At 74.0% G+C, this 21,241-nt stretch carries 14 protein-coding genes; 8 read left to right on the plus strand and 6 right to left on the minus strand.

Annotated features, from left to right (window positions below; genetic code table 11):
• Positions 1-42: 42 nt before the first annotated feature.
• The 4 genes from purN (at position 43) to ddaH (ending at position 4,892) form a co-directional block, all read left to right on the plus strand.
• Positions 43-636 carry a phosphoribosylglycinamide formyltransferase gene (gene purN / locus ACFVN5_RS06660; RefSeq protein WP_376954052.1) on the plus strand — a complete coding sequence of 198 codons (594 nt, stop codon included), beginning with the start codon at positions 43-45 and terminating at the stop codon, positions 634-636.
• The gene (purH, locus tag ACFVN5_RS06665) at positions 633-2,246 is read left to right on the plus strand and encodes a bifunctional phosphoribosylaminoimidazolecarboxamide formyltransferase/IMP cyclohydrolase (RefSeq protein WP_376954053.1); all 1,614 of its coding nucleotides are present in this window, start codon (positions 633-635) and stop codon (positions 2,244-2,246) included. Before purN ends, purH begins: the two co-directional genes overlap by 4 nt.
• 263 nt (positions 2,247-2,509) lie before the next feature.
• The gene (locus ACFVN5_RS06670) at positions 2,510-3,604 is read left to right on the plus strand and encodes a Glu/Leu/Phe/Val dehydrogenase dimerization domain-containing protein (protein WP_376954054.1); all 1,095 of its coding nucleotides are present in this window, start codon (positions 2,510-2,512) and stop codon (positions 3,602-3,604) included.
• A 31-nt stretch (positions 3,605-3,635) separates the two neighbouring features.
• Entirely contained in the window at positions 3,636-4,892 is a 1,257-nt protein-coding gene (gene ddaH / locus ACFVN5_RS06675; RefSeq protein WP_376954055.1) for a dimethylargininase, read from the plus strand.
• Between the two features lie 9 nt (positions 4,893-4,901).
• Here ddaH and ACFVN5_RS06680 read toward each other — a convergent pair whose 3' ends face one another.
• Genes ACFVN5_RS06680 through ACFVN5_RS06695 form a run of 4 tightly spaced genes read right to left on the minus strand, consistent with a single transcriptional unit; the run spans position 4,902 to position 12,449 of the window.
• Positions 4,902-5,585, minus strand: coding sequence for an ABC transporter ATP-binding protein (locus tag ACFVN5_RS06680; protein WP_376954057.1), 684 nt, complete (start codon positions 5,583-5,585; stop codon positions 4,902-4,904).
• Positions 5,582-6,622: an ABC transporter ATP-binding protein gene (locus ACFVN5_RS06685; protein WP_376954059.1), complete on the minus strand. Its 1,041-nt coding sequence runs from the start codon at positions 6,620-6,622 to the stop codon at positions 5,582-5,584. The genes ACFVN5_RS06680 and ACFVN5_RS06685 overlap by 4 nt, the downstream gene beginning before the upstream one ends.
• Positions 6,623-6,627: 5 nt before the next feature.
• Entirely contained in the window at positions 6,628-9,378 is a 2,751-nt protein-coding gene (locus tag ACFVN5_RS06690; protein WP_376954061.1) for an FtsX-like permease family protein, read from the minus strand.
• Entirely contained in the window at positions 9,375-12,449 is a 3,075-nt protein-coding gene (locus tag ACFVN5_RS06695) for a hypothetical protein (RefSeq protein ID WP_376954063.1), read from the minus strand. The genes ACFVN5_RS06690 and ACFVN5_RS06695 overlap by 4 nt, the downstream gene beginning before the upstream one ends.
• 426 nt (positions 12,450-12,875) lie before the next feature.
• On the opposite strand from ACFVN5_RS06695, the gene ACFVN5_RS06700 reads away from it, so the two are divergent.
• Complete coding sequence (locus ACFVN5_RS06700; protein ID WP_376954064.1) at positions 12,876-14,807, plus strand: ABC transporter ATP-binding protein; 1,932 nt, start codon at positions 12,876-12,878, stop codon at positions 14,805-14,807.
• Positions 14,804-16,612 carry an ABC transporter ATP-binding protein gene (locus ACFVN5_RS06705; protein ID WP_376954065.1) on the plus strand — a complete coding sequence of 603 codons (1,809 nt, stop codon included), beginning with the start codon at positions 14,804-14,806 and terminating at the stop codon, positions 16,610-16,612. Before ACFVN5_RS06700 ends, ACFVN5_RS06705 begins: the two co-directional genes overlap by 4 nt.
• Positions 16,613-16,707: 95 nt before the next feature.
• Here the strand turns inward: ACFVN5_RS06705 and ACFVN5_RS06710 are convergent, their stop codons facing one another.
• Together ACFVN5_RS06710 and ACFVN5_RS06715 are read right to left on the minus strand one after the other, a co-directional pair.
• Entirely contained in the window at positions 16,708-18,009 is a 1,302-nt protein-coding gene (locus ACFVN5_RS06710) for a type III PLP-dependent enzyme (RefSeq protein WP_376954066.1), read from the minus strand.
• The gene (locus tag ACFVN5_RS06715) at positions 18,006-18,551 is read right to left on the minus strand and encodes a hypothetical protein (protein WP_376954068.1); all 546 of its coding nucleotides are present in this window, start codon (positions 18,549-18,551) and stop codon (positions 18,006-18,008) included. The genes ACFVN5_RS06710 and ACFVN5_RS06715 overlap by 4 nt, the downstream gene beginning before the upstream one ends.
• A 231-nt stretch (positions 18,552-18,782) precedes the next feature.
• On the opposite strand from ACFVN5_RS06715, the gene ACFVN5_RS06720 reads away from it, so the two are divergent.
• Positions 18,783-19,445, plus strand: coding sequence for a response regulator (locus ACFVN5_RS06720; RefSeq protein WP_376954070.1), 663 nt, complete (start codon positions 18,783-18,785; stop codon positions 19,443-19,445).
• Positions 19,445-21,241 carry a histidine kinase gene (locus ACFVN5_RS06725; RefSeq protein WP_376954071.1) on the plus strand — a complete coding sequence of 599 codons (1,797 nt, stop codon included), beginning with the start codon at positions 19,445-19,447 and terminating at the stop codon, positions 21,239-21,241. Before ACFVN5_RS06720 ends, ACFVN5_RS06725 begins: the two co-directional genes overlap by 1 nt.

The following is a 21,241-nucleotide window of genomic DNA, read 5'->3' on the forward strand; positions in this document are numbered from 1 at the left end:
GCCCCGCATGGTGCGCTTCCGCGCAGCGGGTAGGCTCGAGGAGTGCAGAAGCTCGTCGTGCTCATCTCGGGCACAGGGTCCAATCTCCGCGCCCTGCTCGAGGCCTCAGAAGACGCCGAGTTCCCGGCGCGCGTCGTCGCCATCGGCGCCGACCGCGAGGCCGACGGCCTCGTCCTCGGCGAGGAGTTCGGCATCCCGACCTTCACGGTCCCGTTCACGGCGTATTCCGAGCGGGAGTCGTGGGGTGCGGCGCTCATCGAGCAGGTGCGACACTGGGAGCCCGACCTCGTCATCCTCTCGGGCCTGATGCGGCTCGTGCCACCCGCCGTGGTCGACGCCTTCTCGCCGCACCTCATCAACACGCACCCCGCGTACCTGCCCGAGTTCCCCGGGGCGCACGGCGTACGCGACGCGATCGCCGCCGGCGTCGACCAGACCGGGGCGAGCCTCATCGTCGTCGACAACTCCGTCGACGGCGGGCCCATCATCGCGCAGGAGCGCGTGCCGGTGCTTCCCGACGACACCGAGTCGACCCTGCACGACCGCATCAAGCCCGTCGAGCGTCGCCTGCTCATCCAGGCCGTGCTCGACATCGCCAACTCGCATCTTGACCTGAAGGAACTGAGCAGAAGATGAGCAGCGGCCACTCGATCGACCCGAGCCTCTACCGGGAGCGCGACCGGGTGCCCGTTCGCCGTGCGCTCGTGGCGGTCAGCGACAAGCGCGGCCTCGTCGAGCTCGCGTCGGCGCTCGTCGACGCCGGCGTCGAGATCGTCTCGACGGGCGGCACGAGCGCCGCCATCGCCGAGGCCGGACTGCCCGTGACGCAGGTCGCCTCCGTCACCGGCTACCCCGAGCACCTCGACGGGCGCGTGCGCACGCTGCACCCGGCCGTGCACTCCGGCCTCCTGGCCGACCTGCGCCTCGAGCACCACGAGCGCCAGCTCGCCGAGCTCGCGATCAAGCCCTACGAGCTCGTGGTCGTGAACCTCTACCCGTTCGCCGAAACCGTCGCCGCGGGTGCCACGCCCGACCAGGCGGTCGAGCAGATCGACATCGGCGGACCGGCCATGGTGCGCGCCTCGGCGAAGAACCATGCGAACGTCGCCGTCGTCGTCTCGCCCGACCGCTACGACGAGCTCGTCGAGGCGGTCCGCGGCGGCGGCACGACGCTCGCGCAGCGCCGCGAGCTCGCCCGCGAGGCGTTCCGGCACACGGCGACCTACGACATCGCCGTCGCGTCCTACCTCGGCAGCGTCGTCGCACCCGACCAGGCCGTCGAGGTGTCGCCGTTCCCCGCCTGGGTCGGCGGCTCGTGGACGAAGACCGCCGACCTCCGCTACGGCGAGAACTCGCACCAGCGGGCGGCACTCTACTCGTCGCAGGGCGGTCGTCCCGGCATCGCGCAGGCCGTGCAGTTGCACGGCAAGGAGATGTCGTACAACAACTACGTCGATGCGGATGCCGCGGTGCGCGCCGCCTTCGACTTCGACGAGCCCGCCGTGGCGATCATCAAGCACGCCAACCCGTGCGGCATCGCGGTCGCGACGCCCGGGGCAGCCGACCCCATCGCCGACGCCCACCGCCGTGCGCACGAGTGCGATCCGGTGTCGGCGTTCGGCGGTGTCATCGCCGCGAACCGCACCGTGACGCTCGGCATGGCCGAGGCCGTGTCGGGGATCTTCACCGAGGTGCTCGTCGCGCCGGCGTTCGAGGCCGAGGCCGTCGAGCTGCTCACGCAGAAGAAGAACATCCGCCTGCTCACGCTGCCCGAGGGCTTCTCGCCCACGGCGGTCGAGCTCCGCCAGGTCTCGGGCGGGATGCTGCTGCAGCAGGCCGACCGCCGGTTCGCGTCCTCGGCGGAGTGGACGCTCGCCGCCGGCGACCCCGCCGACGAGGAGACCCTCGCCGACCTCGACTTCGCCTGGCGCGCGTGCCGGGCCGTCAAGTCGAACGCGATCCTGCTCGCCTCGGGCGGCGCATCGGTCGGCGTCGGCATGGGACAGGTCAACCGCGTCGACTCGTGCAAGCTCGCGGTCGAGCGCGCCGGCGACCGGGCCTCAGGGTCCGTCGCGGCATCCGACGCCTTCTTCCCGTTCGCCGACGGACTCCAGATCCTCATCGACGGCGGCGTGCGCGCGGTGGTGCAGCCCGGCGGATCGGTGCGCGACGAGGAGGTCGTCGCGGCGGCGAACGCGGCCGGCATCACCATGTACTTCACGGGGGAGCGGCACTTCTTCCACTGAGCGTCCTGCACGCCGGTCCCCGCCCGGCGTGCCACCCGCGCAGAGGGCTTCCAGGCCCATGTGTGCGAAGAACGGCGGAGATACGATCCGACGCGCCGTCGATCGAGGCGGCATGGCGGGGTGTCGGATCGTATCTCCGCGATGTTCGTCCGTCGGGCGTGCGGACCGCCGAGTGCCCTCGGCGGCGGTACCCTTGAGGGGAGGCGCTCAGAAGGCGCTCGCACGGTTCCGCCCACGAAGCGGATGGACAAGGAGACCGATCGATGACGATCACCCACGCCCCGGCCACCCCTGCAGCCGAGGTCAGCGCAGCACTTCCCACCGAGGCCCCCGAGCACGAGCGAGTGCTCATCACCCGCGGTCCCCGCTCCGGCCTCACCATCATCGTCGCCGTGCACTCCACGCGCCTCGGCCAGGCCCTCGGCGGTGCGCGCCTCTGGCGCTACGGACACTGGACCGACGCGCTCGCCGACGCCCTGCGCCTCTCGCAGGCCATGACCCTGAAGAACGCCGCGGCCGGCCTCGCGCGCGGCGGCGGCAAATCCGTCGTGTGCATCCCCTCGGGCGTCACGCTCGACGAGCCGACCACCATCGCCGCGATGCTCGACCTCGGCGACGCCGTCGAGTCGCTCGGCGGCGCGTACATGACCGCGGAAGACGTCGGGACGAGCGCCGAGCTCATGGCCGTCGTCGCCGAGCGCACCGCGCACGTCTGCGGCCTCCCGCCCGAGCAGGGCGGCGTCGGCGAGCCCGCCGACGCGACCGCCGCGGGCGTCTACGCCTCGATCGTCGCGACGCTCGGCCACGTGTTCGGCTCCGACGACGTCGCGGGTCGCCACTTCGTCGTCGCCGGCCTCGGCCAGGTCGGCGGCCGCCTCGCACGCAGCCTCGCTGCCGCGGGCGCCCGACTCACGGTGACGGATGTCGCGGAGTCCAAGCGCGCGCTCGCCGAGGAGCTCGGCGCCACGTGGGTGGCCCCCGAGGAGGCACACCTCGTCGAGGCCGACGTGTTCGTGCCCTGCGGCCTCGGCGGCGTGCTCACGCACGAGGTCGTCGACGCGCTGCGCGTGCGCGCGGTCGTCGGCGCCGCCAACAACCAGCTCGCCTCGCGCGACGTCGCCGCCCGCCTCACCGAGCGGCGGATCGTGTGGGCGCCCGACTTCGTCGCCAACGCCGGCGGCGTGATCTACCTCGATGTCGCGAGCGAGCCCGACGCCGACCAGGCCGCGCTCGACGCCCGGATCGCGGGCATCGGCGACACCGTGGCATCCGTGCTGCGGTCGGCCGAGGAGCACGGCACCACGACGCTCGCGGCCGCCGAGCGGCTCGCCCGCGGGCGCCTCGACGCCGCGCGCTGAGGGGCGGGCACCGGCCGATAGGCTCGGTGCCATGACGTCCCCCGCCGCCACGCCCCCGCCCGCCCCTGCCCGGTTCCGACCGGCGCCGAGCACGGGGCGGCGGGTGCTGGCGGTGCTCACGTCGTCCGCCGTGGTGGCGGTCTCGGCGCTGATCGTCGCGCTGTTCTCGTTCTTCGTCGGCAACGGCCAGGACCCGCGGATCTTCTCCCAGCTGTTCCCGCACTTCGCGCTCGTCGCACTCATCACGTGGCTGCTGCTCGCGATCGCGAACTCGCTCGGCGCGACGCGGGCGTGGTTCCTCGCGCTCATCACCGGCCTGACCTCGTCGTGCCTCGCGGCGCTGCTCGCCACCACCGTGACGGCGGCCGGCGCCGGCAACCCGCTCTCGGCCCAGCTCTACCTGTTCGTGGTCGGCTCGCTCGTGAGCCTCAACCTCGTGTTCGTGCTCGCGGCGACCGCGGCGGAGGTGTTCCTCGCGCCGAAGGTGCTGCGCGGCATCCTGCGGTACGCCCCGAACCGCGCCCCGCGTCGCATGGCGCTCGTGCGCATCCCCGCCTCGAACCTCGACGAGGGCCAGCTCACGCACCGCGAGCGCGTTCCGGTCGACACGGAGCTCGCCGACGAGCAGTGGGACAACTACTGCGCGGCGCTGCTCGCCGAGGGCTGGGAGACGCTCGAGATCGACGCGGCGCCCGAGCTCGCCGACTCGGTGTTCGTCGAGGACACGGTCGTGCTCTTCGGCGACCTCGCCGTGATCACGAGCCCCGGCGCGGAGTCGCGCCGCCCCGAGATCGAGGCGGTCGAGCGCACGGTGCGCGCCATCCCGGGGCTCACCGTGCAGCGCATCGAGCTGCCCGGGACGCTCGACGGCGGCGACGTGCTGAAGGTCGACTCCACGGTGTACGTCGGCGCGTCGAGCCGCACGAACGCCGAGGGCATCCGGCAGCTGCGCAACCTCCTCACGCCGCACGGCTACTCCGTCGTCGCCGTGCCCGTCACGAGGGCGCTGCACCTGAAGAGCACCATGACCGCGCTGCCCGACGGCACGATCATCGGCGACCCCGACCTCGTCGACGTGCCGAGCCTGTTCCCGCGGTTCCTGCCGGTGCCCGAACCCGAGGGCGTCGCCGTCGTCGAGCTGTCGCCCGAGTCACTGCTCATGTCGTCGGCCGCGCCGAAGACCGCGGCGATGCTCGCCGAGCTCGGCTACCGCGTCGTGACGGTCGACATCAGCGAGTTCGAGAAGCTCGAGGGCTGCGTCACCTGCCTGTCGGTGCGGGTCCGGTAGGAGACCCGATCAGGCGATCGACGGCGTCTTCACGCGTCCGTCGTGGAGCTCCAGCACGCGGTCGGCGCGGCGCACGAGCGCCGCATCGTGCGTCGTGACCACCGCGGCCACGCCGCGCGCGTGCACGAGCTCGCCGATGAGGTCCATCACGGTCGCCGCCGTGCCGCTGTCGAGCTGGCCGGTCGGCTCGTCGGCGAGCAGCAGCTGCGGACGGGCGGCTAGCGCCCGCGCGATGCCGACGCGCTGCTGCTGTCCGCCCGAGAGCTCGTAGGGGCGCTGGGCCGCGTGCCCGCCGAGGCCGACGAGCCCGAGCGCCTCGGCGACGCGCGCGTCGCGCTCGGCCGGGGGCATCCGCTGCAGCCGCAGGGGCACCTCGACGTTCTCGGCCGCCGACAGCACGGGGATGAGCCCGAACGACTGGAAGACGTAGCCGAGCCGGTCGCGGCGCACGGCGGCGAGCTCGTCCTCGCCGAGCGCGGACAGCTCGTCGTCGCCGAGGAGGACGCGACCCGCGGTCGGCCGGTCGAGGCCGCCGAGCAGGTTCAGGAGCGTGGTCTTGCCCGCGCCCGACGGTCCGGTCACGACGAGGAGCTCGCCGGGCCGCACCTCGAGCGAGACGTCCTGGACGGCGTGCACCGCCTCGCCGGCCGTCTCGAAGACGCGGCTCACCGCCTCGGCGCGCAGGGTGCTCATCGGTCCTCCTCGGGTGCGGCGCCGGCCACGGCGGCGGTGGGGGCGTCGGACGCCGGGGCGGCGTGGCGCCCTCGGTGCGGCACTGCCGCGTCGGGCACGGATGCCGCGGGCGGCATGCCGGCCGCGGGCGTGCGTCGAGGCGGGGCATCCGCCCCCTCGTGGCCCGGCCACACGCCCACGTGATCGGGCTCGAGCGCGAGCCGCACGCGATCGCGGAGGGCGAGGTTCTGCACGAACTCGTGGGGGAGCTGCAGGCGGCCGACCCGGTCGAGGACCGCGAACTCCTCGGCGACGTGCTCCTCGGCGCCGTGCTCGTCAACGCGCGTGGAGCGGAGCACCTCGGTCGACGTGCGTCCGTCGCGGATCTGCACGGTGCGGCGCACGTGCCCCGACACGGTCGGGTCGTGGGTCACGATGAGCGTCGTCACGCCGAGCTCCTCGTTGACGCCGCGCATCGCCTCGAGCACCGACGCCGACGTGGCCTCATCGAGCTCACCGGTCGGCTCGTCGGCGAGCAGCACGAGGGGGGCGTTCGCGAGGGCGACGGCGATCGCCACGCGCTGCTGCTGGCCGCCGGAGAGCTCGGCCGGGCGCCGATCGCGCGCCTCGCCCACGCCGGTCAGCTCGAGCAGCTCGTCGACCCGCCGCGCGCGCTCGGCGCCACGATGCGTGCGGGCGACGTTCATCGCGAGGGCGACGTTCTCGCCCGACGTGAGGTAGGGCAGCAGGTTGCGCGAGGTCTGCTGCCACACGAATCCGACCGTGCGCCGCTGGTAGGCCACGCGTTCGCGCGATCCCATGGTGAGCAGGTCGTGGCCCGCGACCCGGGCGACACCGGCCGTGGCGGTGTCGAGCCCCGAGAGGATCGTGAGCAGCGTCGACTTGCCGGAGCCCGAGGCGCCGACGACGGCGACCATCTCGCCCGGGTCGACGCGGAGGTTGAGCCCCTGCAGGGCCTGCACCTCGACGCCGTCGGCGGTGAAGATCCGCACGAGGTCGGTGCACAGGATGTGCGGTTCCTTCGTCGTCTCGGCCACGCCGATCATCCTTCCTCCTCCTTGCGCATCGCGCGAGCCGCGTTGACGCGGCTCCCGATGCGCGCCGCGGCCCATGCCGCCGCCACCGACGCGAGCACCGATCCGGCGAGCACCGCCGTGATGAGCCACGGGTCGTACGCGATGGCGGGCTGCGCATCGCCGCCCGTGAACGCGCGCAGGTCGACGCCCTGCAGCACGACGACGGGCAGCACGACGCCGAGTGCGGCGCCCACGACGACGGCCACGACGGCCACGGGGCCGACCTCCCAGGCCACGAGCGCCTGCTCGCCCCGGCGACCGAGTCCGAGCGTCGCGAGCAGCGGCAGGAGCCGTTCACGCGCCGGGCGGCCGACCACCAGCGTGAGCACGATCGCGAGCGCCGTGAGCAGGCTCGCGAGCACGATCGCGGCGACGAGGCCGATCACGAGGCCCTGCGCGGTGGCGCGGCCCGACAGCTCGTCGGCGAGGTCGTCGGGCGTGACCACGGTCGTGCCCTCGCCGGCGATGGACGCGAGGGCGGTCGTGACCGCGTGGGCGTCGGCGCCGGGCTCGAAGCGCACGAGCACCGTGCGCGGCACGAGCGTGTCGGTGAACGGCTCGGCGTTCGCCTTGTCCATGAGCACCCAGTTGGCGCGGGGGGAGTACGCCGTCCGGCCGTCGGCCACCCCGAGCACGCGGAACGCCTCGCCGTCGAGCTGCGCCGTGTCGGCCTGCTCGACGAGCCCGTCGACGATCCCCGAGAGGAGCACGGGAACGCCATCGTCGTGGGGCGCATCGCCGAGCGCCGCGGGCAGCGTGGTGGCATCGGCGCGGCCGGCCTGCACCGCGCGCATCTCGGCGGCGTCCACGACGATGAGGGTCGTCGAGCGCTGGCGGCCGTCCAGGGACAGGTCGGCGCCGCGCGTCGAGTACACGGGCGCGATCGCGTCGACCCCGGGCACGGCGCGGAATCCGTCGAGCTGCTCGAGGGTCAGGGGCATGCCCGACACCGCGGCATCCGCCCCGACCTGCTGGGCCGCGGCGCGATCGACGCCGGACTGCACCGTGCCGAGCAGGACGGCCGAGAACACGGCGACCGAGACGCCGACGACGACCGCGAGCACGGGCACGAGACCCGCGCTCGGGTCGCGCAGCGCCCGGGCCGAGCCGAGGAACGGCACGAGGCCCGATCGAGCCGCCGTGGCGCGCAGGAGCCGGGCGAGCGGGATCGGGTAGAGGCGGAGCACGACGATGCACGCCACCAGCGCGAGCAGGAGCGGCACCGCCGCGAGGAGCGGATCCACGCCGGTCTCGGCGGCGGACGTCGCGAGCCCGCGTCGCAGGAGCAGCACCACGGCCGCCGCGGCGAGCAGCACGACGACGAGTTCGACGATCCACCGGAGCCGGCCGCCGCGGGCCCCGCCGAGGTCGGCGCGGGCGCGCCGCAGCGGGCTGAGCGTGGGGGCCGACGCGACGAGCAGGATCGCCGGGGTCAGCGCGAACGCGGCGACGAGCAGCCAACCGCCCGGCCCGGCATCGGCGGCGACGGCCAGGGTGCCGACGATGCCGCCGAGCACGGCAGCGGGCACGCCGATCACGAGTCCTTCGAGGCCGAGGATGCCGCGGAGCTGGCCGGTCGAGGCGCCGCGCGCCGCGCCGAGCTCGAGTCCGGTGCGTCGCCGCTCGAAGACGACCCGGCCGCCGAGCACGAGCACGGCGATCATGACGCCGATCGGGCCCGACGCGATCGTCGCCAGGACGGCATCGCTCGCAGCCGCCGCGGCGGCCGCCTCGCCGAGCGCGTCGCCGAGCCCGCTGAGGAACCCCACGTCGCCGACGATCGGGACGAAGCCGTCGTACTCGCCCGATCCGAGGCGGTGCACGGCGCTCGAGAACTCGCCGAGCTGCCCGCGCAGCTCCGCGGTCTCACCGGCGACGACCCGGTCGGGCTCGATGGGGATCCACGCCTGCATGATCGTCGGGAGGCTGACCTCCGCGAGGGCGGGCCACGATCCGGGGTCGACGAAGACGACGCCCGTGATGACCGGCGGCGCGAGCCCGTTGTCGACGACCGACGGCGTCAGCGCGCTCGTGAGGTGGGTCCAGATGCCGGCGTCGGGGTCGACCGCCGCGGCGGTGCCGATGAGCCGGATGGGCTGGTCGAGTGCGCCCTGGCCGAAGTACCGCACCTCCCCGAGCTCCCAGTCCATGCGGTCGGCGACGGCGTCGATGAGCACCACGTCGAGCGGCGTCACGCCGTCGAGGCTGCCCTCGACGGGCGCGGGCCACTCGCCCGACGTCAGCTCCACATGCTCGCGAAGCCGCGGGTCGAGGCCGGGCATCACGCGGTAGACCGGGGAGCTCGGGCTCGCGCCGGGCACCCGCGCCTGCACCGGCCCCATGGTCAGCGCGGCGAGCGGCTCGCCCGTGACGCCCCGGAGCGGTTCTGGCAGGTCGTCGCGGATGCCGAGGAGGAGCTCCTCCTGGCGACCCCACTCCGCGTCGACGTCGTCGGCGAGCGTCGTGCCGCCGGTCGAGGGACCGGCGTCGGGGTGCGCGCGCGTCTCCATGGTGAGGTCGAGCTCGTTCGCCGGGAACCGGGCGAGGTGCTCGGCCAGCGCGGCGTCGTGCAGCGCGGCCACGGCTCGGGGGACCGCGGTCGCGAGGAACGCCCCGACGAACACGAGCACGGCCAGCGCGATGGAGGCGCCGGGGCCGGCGAGGAACTGCCGGCGCAGCAGTCCGAGGACCGACAGGTGCGAACGGTGCCCGCTCATCGCTCCTCCTCCCGCAGGCCGGGCCGTGCAGCCACGCGACGTACGGATGCCGCGGCGCCCGCGCCGATCGCCGCGGCGAGGCCGAGGAAGGCGACGAGCACGACGGCCCAGGGCAGCCAGTCCACGTGGGCGGCGACGGGGAGTGCGGCCGGTGCTCCGGCGACGGACGCGCGCGCGAGCTCGCGCGCGGTCACGAACGCCGTCAGGGCGCCGACGAGCACGCCCACGGCGCTCGCGGCGAGGACGGCGGCGGCGAGCTCGGCGAAGCGCGAGCGAGCCTGGAGCGCGGCGGGCACGCCCACCACGCGCAGCACGACGACCTCGCCGAAGCGGGCGCGGGCGAGCGCGGCGACGAGGGCGACGACGGCCACGAGTGCGAACAGCAGCGCGCCGACGGCGCCGACCCAGAGCGCGGCGAGGGCGGTCGCGATGAACGCCGAGGAGGAGGCATCCGCCGCCGTGCGCGTGGTGAGCGCTGCGGTGCGATCGCGTTCGATCGTCGCGGCGACCCGGTCGGGCTCGGCCGTCGCGAGCCAGCGCTCGGAGAAGGCGGGCACGCCCGCGTCGGCGTCGAACGCGGCTCGGCTCAGCGCGCCGAGGTCGGCGACGATGCCGGCGTCGCCCACGCCCGGGACGGTGTCGACGACCCCGGCGACCACAGCGTCGACGTCGGCGCCGCCGGTGAGCAGGCGGAACGCGAGCGGGTCGCCGGGCCCGGCGTGGATCTCGTCGGCGAGGGCCGCGCCGAGCAGCACGGGAAGGGGGGCCGCGGGATCGCCCGTGGTCGGGATCCGCCCGCTCGGGCGGGTCGACGAGAGCTCGACCGTGCCGTCCACCGCGAGGCCGCCCGCGTCGGCGCTGTCGCCGTCGGTTGCGACGTCGTCGATCGCCACGGTCACGTCGTCGGCATCCTGCGCGCCCGAGACCGACGCGGCGAAGCCGAGCAGGCGCAGGCCCGACGCATCGGGCAGCTGCGCCTCGGCCGTGCCGCCGCCGTCGGCGACCGCGAACTCACCGGCCGGCAGGCGACTCGCCGCGCCGCCCGCGCCGAGCACCCACGCCGACACCGCCACTGAGCCGGGCGTGCCGGCGGGCGCGTCGATGCGGACGCGGGCGGTCACGGCCTCTGCGCCGTCGGGAAGCGCGGGTGCGGCGGCCTCGCCCGAGGTGACGAGCTCCTCCACGGCCTCACCGCCACCGTCACCCGCGACGTCGCCGCCGTCATGCTGCCCGGCCTGCGCCGACCACGCCCCGACGGGCAGCGCCACGATCGTCGTGGGCTCCGAGCCGATCCGCGCCTCGCCGCGGGCCACAGGCACGCTCGCCGTGACGCCCTCGACCTCGGCGAACGGATCGAGGAGCGCGAGCGGATCGTCGTCGCGCACCACGTCGCGCCCGGCGAGGACCACGCGCACGTCGCCCCCGGTCTCCACGGCCGACGCCGCCCGGTCGAACGCCTGCCAGCTCCCGGCGAACACCGCGGCGAGCGTGATCCCCGCGACGCCGAGCATCGCGACGAGCGACGCCGAGGAGTACGACGCCGCACGGCGGGCCAGCTGGCGCATGGGCAGCGCCGGTACGAGGCCCGACGGCCGCGCGCCGACGCGCTCGAGCAGCACCCCGATCGGACGCGTGAGCAGCTGCGCGGCGAGGCAGAGGGCGACGAGCACGAGCACGGGCGCGAGTACGGCCAGCGGGTCGACCTCGACCGTGCCCGCCGCGCTCCGCACGAGCGGCGAGCCGTAAAGGCGGAACTGCCACAACGACACCGCGGCGGCGACCGCGAGGAGCACGGCGCCGCCCAGGGCGGCGAGGCGCGGCATCCGCCCGACCTCGTCGCCCGAGCCGCGCACCACGGGGCGGGTCGCGTCACGCCAGGCCCGCCCGGCCGCGAAGAGCACGGCACCTGCGAGCGCCACGGATGCCGCGACGAGCGCGAGCGGCCACACGCGGGCCTCACCGGGGCGGAGGAACCCGAGCACGGCCTCGGCGGCCACCGCGCCGACGGCCCCCGCGGGGATGCCGACCGCGAGCACCTCGAGCGCCGTGTCGCGCGCGAGTCGACCCGCGGAGGCGCCGCGGGCGCGCAGCAGCACCGTCTCGCCGCGGCGCGACGAGGCGAGCAGCGCGGCGAGCCGGTCGAGCGCGGCGAACCCGGCGAACGCGAGCAGGAGCAGGGGGAGCGGGGCGATCGCGCGTACGGCGCCGAGCCCGGCGAGCATGCGGTCGAGGGTGGCGCCGAGTCCGCCGAGCGCGACGAGCCCGTCGGTGCCGATCGCCTCCTCCGCGCGGAGCGCCGGCTCCACGTCGGGCAGCGACGAGCGCAGCGCGGCGGCGGCTTGGGGGGTCAGGTCGCCAGCGTCGACGGTGGCCGTCCAGCGGACGATGGTGGCGGCGGGGAGGTCGTCCATCGCGTGGTCGCCCACGAGGAAGGGGCCGTCGCCGCCCTCGACCGCGCCGGTCGCGACGACCGGCTCGCCGAACCAGGCGGGCTCGGTGGGGTCGACCGGCGACCAGGTGCCGACGACGAGCAGTCGCCGCGGACCGTCGCCGTCCTGCAGCACGACGACGTCGCCGACGCCGAGGCCGAGCGCATCGGCGGCGGCCGCGTGCAGCGTCGTCGGCTCGGCGTCCGCGTCGGCGGCGGCGGACACCGCCTCGTCGGCGTCGGGCCACGATCCGCTCGCGAGCTCCGCCCGGTCGGGCACGCCCGCATCGGCGAGCAGCACGGCGCCGAACGCGGTGCCGTCCTCGGTGACCGCATCGACGGGCGCGGTCTCGACCGTGCGGGTCCAGGCCGCGCCGTGCGGCACGATCATGCGGTCGAGCACGGATGCCGCGGCATCCGCCTGCGCGTCGGCGTCGCGTGCGAGGCGGATCTGCCAGCGCGCGGCGGCGTCGGTGCCGGTGGTCGAGGCGAGCTCGGCGCGCAGGCCCGAGGTCGAGGCGCCCGCGAGCGCGTCGGCGACGCCCGCGCCCAGGCCGGCGAGGAGGAGCACCACGGCCGCGATCGACCCGAGCACGCCCGCGCGCGCGGCGGCGCGCGCGAACGCGATGCGCAATGCTCCCACGGGGTCTCCTCGTGACGTCGGTCCGGTCGCGCGAGGGCGTGGTGTAGGGCACCGCCTCGCACGTCGACGAGTTCGCACAGCGTACCCCGCAGATCGGTCTTGCATGCGACGTCCCGATCCCCATAAGCTGTAGGGCTGGCCTGCGCGAGAGATCGCCGGCCGCGAGGTTCGAGACGACGACGCAGGAGGACACCATGACGACAGACAGCTACGCCCGCACGGTCGCGGTCGGCGGCGCTGCCCGTCCGGCGTTCCTCGTGCACGAGGGCATCTCCGGGTAGCACCCACCCCAGCCCCGCAGGCGACGCCTGCACGATGCGCGGCATCCCGCCCGCGCCCTGACGCGCCCACTCGCGTGTCGCTCGATCCAGCACGCCGCTCGGCGTCCCACGAGGACCCCAGCAGCGCCTTCCGGAAGGAACCGGCTTGTCAGCCACCCCGCTCCACCAGGACCCCTCCGTCGCACGCGTCGGCACCGTTCGTGCGCTGTCCCGGCTGCGCACGTACATCGGTCCGGCCATGGTCGCGATCGTCGCCAGCATGGCGGCCTACCTCGTCGCGCAGCTCATCGCGCTCGCCATCCCGCAGGTGCTCGAGACGATCGTCGACGGCCCGCTGGCCGACGGCGACCGCGCTGCGGTCGTGCCGCTGTCGCTGCTCGTGCTCGCCCTCGGCGTCGGCGAGGCGGCGATGTTCGCGCTGCGCCGGTGGCTGGTGCTCACGCCGACCACCCGGGTCGAGGCGCGCATGCGCAACGCGCTCTACGCCAAGCTGCAGGACCTCCCCGTGAGCTTCCACGACCGCTGGCCGAGCGGGCAGCTGCTCTCGCGCGCCGTGAGCGACCTCGGACTCATCCGCCGCTGGCTCGCCTTCGGCCTCGTGCTGCTCGTCGGCAACCTGCTGGTGCTCATCGTCGGCGCGGTCGTGCTCATCTCGATGAACTGGGTGCTCGGGCTCGTCTTCCTGGCCTGCTCGGTGCCGCTGTGGATCGTGGGCTACCGCTTCGAGGGCCGCTACTCCGAGGTGTCCCGGCGCAGCCAGGACCAGTCGGGCGACCTCGCGACGGCGGTGGAGGAGTCGGTGCACGGCATCCGCGTCCTGAAGGCGTTCGGACGCGGCAAGCACGCGCTGTCGTCGTTCCGTGCACAGGCCGAGCAGCTCCGCTCGACCGAGATCGAGAAGGCGCGCCTCGACGCGAACATCTGGGTCTGGATCCTCATCGTGCCGACGGTCGCGCTCGCGATCTGCCTCGTGCTCGGAGTCTGGCTCGCGTCGCAGGGCGAGCTCACGATGGGCCAGCTCGTCGCGTTCTTCGCGACGGCGGCGGTGCTCGCCTGGCCGATCGAGTCGATCGGGTTCCTGCTCGCGTTCTCGCTCGACGCGCGTACGGCGACCGACCGGTTCTTCGACATCATGGACAGCCGCAACGACGTGACCGACCCCGAGCGCCCGGTCTCGGTCGAGCGCCCGCGCGGCGAGCTCGCGTTCGACGGCGTGCACTTCCGCTACCAGGACTCGCCCGACCGCTTCGGTGACCTGCTCGACGGCGTCGACCTCGTGCTGCAGCCCGGCGAGACCATGGCGCTCGTGGGACTCACGGGCAGCGGCAAGACGACGATGACGGCGCTCACGACGCGCCTCTACGACGTCACGTCGGGCTCGGTGACGCTCGACGGCGTCGACGTGCGCGCGCTCACGCGCGAGGAGCTGCGCCGGCACATCGCGATGGCGTTCGAGGATGCGACGCTGTTCTCCGCGTCGGTGCGCGAGAACGTGCTGCTCGGCCGCCCCGAGCTCGCCGGCGAGGATCCCGCCACCCGCGCCGAGGCGCAGAGCGTGCTCGAGGAGGCCCTGCGCATCGCGCAGGCCGGCTTCGCGTACGACCTGCCCGACGGCGTGGAGACGAAGGTGGGCGAGGAGGGCATGAGCCTCTCGGGCGGCCAGCGCCAGCGCCTGGCGCTCGCGCGCGCGGTCGCGGCCAAGCCGTCGGTGCTCGTGCTCGACGACCCGCTCTCGGCGCTCGACGTCACGACCGAGGCGAAGGTCGAGGCGGAGCTGCGCACCGTGCTCGCCGACACGACCGCGCTCATCGTCGCGCACCGCCCGTCGACGGTCATGCTCGCCGACCGGGTGGCGCTCCTCGAGGAGGGCCGCATCACCGCGGTCGGCACCCATTCGGAGCTCCTGCGGGAGTCCGAGCACTACCGCTTCGTCATCTCGAGCCTCGAGGACGAGGAGCGTCGCGCCCAGGCGGAGGCATCCGACCTGATCGACGATGACGAACTGGCGGAGACGGCCGCGACGGCCGTCACGACACCACCGGAGGAGAAGAACGTGCGAGAGGAGGCGATCCGATGAGCACCGTGACCGGCGTGCAGGGCGAGGAGCGCCACGAGTACACGAAGGCCGAGTCGCGCCAGATCCGGACGCGGAGCCTGCGCCTGCTCGGGTCGCTGCTGCACCCCCTGCGGGCGCAGCTGTGGGCCACGATGGCGATCATCGTGGTCTCCACGGGCGCGCAGGTGGCCGGACCGGCGATCATCGCGTACGGCATCGACCAGGGCCTGCCCGCGCTCATGCAGCAGGACTGGATGCCGGTGGGCCTCGCCGGCCTGGCCTACCTCGTGACGGGCGCCATCGGCGCGTTCCTCATCGCGTGGTACATCCGGCTGTCGGCTCGGGTCAGCCAGGCGGTGCTCATCGACCTGCGCACACGGGTGTTCCTGCACACGCAGAAGCTCTCGCTCGAGTTCCACGAGTCGTACACGTCGGGTCGCATCATCTCGCGGCAGACGAGCGACCTCGACGCGATCCGGGAGCTGCTCGACGAGGGCATCAACCAGCTCGTGCGCGGCGTGCTCTACATGGTGTTCACCGCGATCGCGCTCGTGTGGCTCGACTGGGTATCGGGCCTCGTGCTGGTGGCCACGCTGCTGCCGCTCGCGCTGCTCACCCGGTGGTTCCAGCTGCGCTCGCAGAAGCTGTTCCGGCGCTCCCGCGTCGCGAGCGCGAAGCTCATCGTGCAGTTCGTCGAGACCATGACGGGCATCCGCGCCGTGCAGGCGTTCCGCAAGGAGCGTCGCAACGAGCGCGAGTTCGGCGACCTCGTCGAGGACTACCGCGACGTGAACGCGCGCGTGCTCGGCCTCTTCGCGATCTACAACCCGTCGCTCGCGCTCATCGGCAACATCGCGGTCGCGGCCGTGCTGCTCATCGGCGGCTTCCGGGTCGTCGACGGCGCCCTCGAGGTCGGCGTGCTGCTCGCGGCGGTGCTCTACACCAAGCGCTTCTTCGACCCGATGGAGGAGCTCGCGATGTTCTACAACTCGTACCAGTCCGCGGCATCCGCCCTCGAGAAGATCTCGGGCGTGCTGGAGGAGCAGCCGAGCGTGCCCGACCCGGCGCACCCGGTCGACCTCTGGACCGCCGACGGCGGCGTGCGGTTCGAGCGCGTCGAGTTCGCGTACACGGCCGATCGCGTCGTGCTGCCCCGGTTCGACCTCGAGATCCCGGCCGGGCAGACGGTCGCGCTGGTGGGCTCGACGGGCGCCGGCAAGTCGACGCTCGCGAAGCTCATCGCCCGGTTCTACGACCCGAGCGACGGCGTCGTGGAGCTCGACGGCGTCGACCTGCGACGACTGCACCCGAAGGACCTGCGCCGCGCGATCGTCATGGTCACGCAGGAGGCGTACCTGTTCTCGGGGTCGGTCGCCGATAACATCGCCCTCGGGCGGCCCGACGCGTCGTTCGACGAGATCGTGGCCGCTGCGAAGGCGGTGGGCGCGCACGAGTTCATCGAGTCGCTGCCGAACGGGTACGACACCGACGTGAACAAGCGCGGCGGACGCGTGAGCGCGGGCCAGCGCCAGCTGATCTCGTTCGCGCGCGCGTTCCTCGCGAACCCGGCGGTGCTGATCCTCGACGAGGCGACCTCGTCGCTCGACATCCCGAGCGAGCGCCTCGTGCAGGAGGGGCTGCAGTCGCTGCTCGCCGACCGTACGGCCGTCATCATCGCGCACCGCCTCTCGACGGTCGCGATCGCCGACCGCGTGCTCGTCATGGAGCACGGCCGCATCGTCGAGGACGGCGCACCCGCCGACCTCATCGGCGGGGAGGGCCGGTTCGCCGCGCTGCACGCGGCCTGGCGCGATTCGCTCGTCTAGGGGGCGACGACGAGCGGGGCGGATGCCGCGGGCACGGGCTCGCGGCATCCGCTCAGGTCATGCGGGGCGCGCTGGCGCCGGCCCGCGGCATCCGCTCACGCCGGCACCACGACGACGGGCGTCGGCGCGAAGCCGTTGAAGCCCGTCGCCGTGGCGAGCGTGTAGGCGCCCATCATGGGGCTGACCAGCAGGTCGCCCGCCCGCAGCGTGGGCAGCGGCATGTCCCTGGCGATGACGTCGAGGCTGTCGCAGGTCGGTCCCGCGAGGGTGACCGGGCGGTGCCGGCGCGCCCGCAGCCGCCGCTCGACGCGCGCCCGCTCGGGCTCGCGCACGGGCTGCGCGTCGAGCTCGGCCGCGGCGAAGACGAGCGGATGCGTCTGCTCCGACGGGATGTTCGAGTACGCGCCGTAGACGCCGTCGTCGAGGTAGGCCCACGCGCCGTCGGCCCGCTCGGTCGTGCCGACGACGCGCGTCGCGAGCATCATCGCGGGCGCCGAGACGAAGCGGCCCGGCTCGACGAGGATGCGATAGCGCGAAGGCGCGGCCGCCAGGGCCGAGCGGATGCCGCGTGCGAGGTCGGCGAACGCCGGCACGGGCTCGTCGTAGGCGATCGGGAAGCCGCCGCCGATGTCGAGCGTGTCGAACCGGATGCCGTGCGCGTGCTCGAGGCGTCGCATGAGCCCGAGCGTGCGGTGGATGGCGCGCATCCACGGCCGCGCCGAGACCGTCTGGCTGCCGACGTGGAACGTGAACCCGGCGACGCGGAGCCCGGCGCGCAGGCAATGCGCGACGAGTGCGTCGGCCTCCTCGGGCGCGACGCCGAACTTCGACGAGAGGTCGCACGTGACCGCCGGGTTGGGGAACGAGAGCCGCACGAGCACGGCGACGTCGGCGGGGAGCCCGCGGAACTTGCCGACCTCCGAGTGGCTGTCGACGACGAAGGTGCGGATGCCGCGGAGGTACGCGCCCGTGATGTCGGCCACGGTCTTCACCGGGTGCGTGTGCAGGCACTGCTCGATCGCGACGCCCTCGCGCTCGAGCAGGTCGATCTCGCCGCGCGACGCGACCTCGAAGGTCGCCCCGAAGGCGTCGACGGCGCGGATCACGGCGGGGTGGGGGAGCGACTTCGTCGCGAAGTGGATCTGCACGCCGGGCAGCTCGCGGCGGAGCGCGAGCAGCTGCGTCGTCACGCGGTCGACGTCGAGCACGAACAACGGGCTGCCGTGCTCGCGCACGAGGTCGGTCACCCGCACGCGCGCGGCGTAGGCGGCGAGCTCGCGCCGCACCTCCTCGCGGTGCGTCGGCTGCTCGAGCGGGGTCGCGTCGGGTTCGGTCCTGGTGGTGCGGGCGGCACGCTCGGCGATGCGCCGGGTCCGTTCCGCGATCGTGGTGGTCATCGCAGTGCCCCTTCACGCTGGGGTTCGGAGAGGAGGGCGGCGGCGGATGCCTCGGAGGACCGCCCGCCGTCGGGGAGGATGATGCGGCGACCGGTCTCGAAGGAGGCGATCGCGACCGTGTAGAACACGACGTCGGCGGCGAGCTTGCCGACGAGCCAGGCGACCGGGGCGGCGCCCCAGATCGCGGACGCGGCCCACAGCAGCGCGGGCCGCACGAGGACGGTGTCCACGAGCTCGGCCGGGCCGAACTCGGCGGCGACCGATCGCGCGGTGAGCCACGTGGTGGCCCAGGCGCGGCGTGCGATGCCCGGCAGCAGGCGGACGCGGGCGGATGCCGCGTGGCCGCGCGCCGATCGCACGACCACGAGCGCGTAGTACCCGACGCTCTCGCCGAGTGACCCGGCGATCGCGGCGATCGCGAGCGAGCCGGATGCCTCGTACGCCGCCCAGGCCGCGACCAGCGCGGCGATCGTGCCGAGCACCTCGAGCGGGAAGTAGCGCACCACCCAGCCCTTCACCCGTACCCGGTCGATCGTGGACATGCCCTCGATGCTGCTCGGAGGCCGCCGCAGCCGGATCCGGGCGGTCACCCCGAATGCGTGCGGGCTGCCCCTGAACGTCCGCTCGTGCCCGTCCTGAGTGCCGCCCGCGGCGGAAACACGCGGATCAACCCCCAGAACTGGGTGAAACCGCGCCTGCGGCGGACGCGATACAGTCGGCACAGGCGGGTGGCGTCCCCCGAACGGTCGCCCCTGCCTTCGGACGGAGGTGCGATGAACGACGCACGACCCCTGCGCGTCGCGATCGCGGACGACGCGCTCCTGCTGCGCGAGGGTATCGCGAAGGTCCTCGAAGGCGGTGGCATCGAGGTCGTGGCCTCGGTCGGCACCGGCGATGAACTGCTCGAAGTGGTGAGCGAGGGCGGCATCGACGTCGCCGTCCTCGACATCCGGATGCCGCCGAGCCACCGCGACGAGGGCATCGTCGCCCTCGAGCAGATCCGCGAGAGCGGGTCCACGATCGGCGTCCTGCTGCTGTCGATGTACGCGACGCCCGAGTACGCGCTGCGCGTCATGGGCGCCGGCAGCGGCACGGGCTACCTGCTGAAGGAGCGCGTGTCCGAGCCGCAGACGCTCGTGCGCGCCGTCGAGACGGTCGCGTCGGGCGGTTCCGTGGTCGACCCCGAGGTGGTCGAGCAGCTCGTGAAGCGCACCCGCGCCGACGACCCGCTGTCGCGCCTCACCGAGCGGGAGCGATCGGTGCTCGAGCTCATGGCGCAGGGCTACTCCAACGGCGGCATCGCCCAGACGCTGTTCCTCGGCCTGAAGACGGTCGAGACGCATGTGCGGAGCATCCTGCAGAAGCTCGACCTCGAGGAGTCGCCCGAGCATCACCGCCGCGTGCTCGCCGTGCTCACGCTCCTCGGCGAACGGTGATGGCCTCCGGCCGCAGAGGCCGGATCGCCAGGCGCACCGCGATCATCGTCGCGGTCATCGCGTTGAGCCTGTGGATGGAGATCGCCGGATTCATGGCGACGCCCGCCGGCGAGCGCCCCGAGGTCTCGTACACGACCCTGCACACCGTCGTGCCGCTCGTCTTCGCCGCGTGCGCCGGCGTCGCGTGGCGCACCGCCCCGACGCCCGTGCCCGCGCGGCTCATGGTGACGTTCGTGGTGCTGTGGATCCCGCAGTCGATCTACTGGGTCATCGGCGGCATCGACTGGCTCTGGCCCATCGTGCGCGGCGTCGACCTCGGCTGGGCCGTCGTCGCCGGCATCCTCGTGATGGTCTACCCGAAGGGCTACCTCAGCGACCGCTTCGACCGATGGATCGCCGGCATCGCGCTCGTCGCCACGGTCGTGAACTTCCTCGCCGTCGTGCTGCTCGCGACCCCCGAGAACGTGTCGTGCGGCTGCGTCGCGCCGAACCCCTACCAGGTCGCCGACGCCCCGACGCTCTTCGCACTCATCGACATCGGCTACCGCATGGTCGGCGGCGCGCTCGCGCTCATCATCGCCGCCCGGCTGCTCGTGCGCTGGGTGCGCGGCAGCGTGCCGGCGCGCACGGTCGCGTTCCTCATGCCACTGGCGCTCTTCGCGTGGGCGACGACGCTCGCCGCGCAGGCGGTGACCTATGCGGTGCAGAGCACGGCCGACACCGTGCTCGCCACCGTCTCGCTCATCGCGATGGCGTCGATCCCCGTGTGCTTCGACGCCGGCGTGGCGCACACGCGCAACATGCGCGCCCGCGTCGCCGACCTCATGCGCATCACGCGTGAGGGCGCCGACCGAGGTCTCTGGGCCGAGTCGCTGGCCCGCACCCTGCGCGACGCGTCGGTGCGCGTCTACTGGTGGGACGAGGAGAAGGGCCGGTACGCGGATGCCGCGGGCACGCCCATCGACGCGGCGGACGCCGACCCCCGGGGCAGCCACAGCATCCTCCCCGTCGCGTCGCCCCTCGGCGCCCCGATCGCGCTCATCCGGCACGACCGCGTGCTCACCGACAACTCCCGCCTCCTCGACGGCGTGTCGAGCGCTCTCCGGCTCTCGGTCGACAACGGACGGCTGCGCTCCGAGATCGAGCGCACGCTCGAGCAGGTCCGCCAGTCCCGCCAGCGCATCGTCGAGGCGGGCGTCGAGGCGCGGCGGCGCATCGAGCGCGACCTGCACGACGGCGCGCAGCAGCACCTCGTGTCCCTCGGCATGCGCCTGCGGCTCGCGGCGAACGAGGCCCGCGACACCGACGAGCTGGAGCTCGCGACCGAGCTCGAGGGCACGATCCAGATGCTGAACATGGCGCTGCGCGAGCTGCGCGAACTCGCCCACGGCATCCACCCGAGCCTGCTCTCGTCGGGCGGGCTCGCGCTCGCCGTGCCCGAGCTCGCCGGGCGCTGCCCGGTGCCCGTCGAGGTCAGCGTGCAGGCCGAGGGGCGCCTGCCCGAGCTCATCGAGTCGACGGCGTACTTCGTGCTCTCCGAGGCCCTCGCGAACGTGGCGAAGCACTCCGGCGCGAGCCGGGCGTGGGTGCGCGCCTACGTCGAGGGCGACGACCTCGAGCTCGTGGTGCGCGACAACGGCGTCGGCGGGGCATCCCTCGACAAGGGAACGGGCATGCTCGGCGTCTCCGACCGCGTCGACGCGGTCGGCGGCACGCTCGACGTCGACAGCCCCGAAGGGGCGGGCACGACCCTCACCGTGCGGATCCCGCTCGGCCAGCCGCTCGACGGGGACTGA

The organism is Agromyces sp. NPDC057865 (assembly GCF_042796995.1).
In the GTDB taxonomy this organism is placed as follows: domain Bacteria; phylum Actinomycetota; class Actinomycetes; order Actinomycetales; family Microbacteriaceae; genus Agromyces.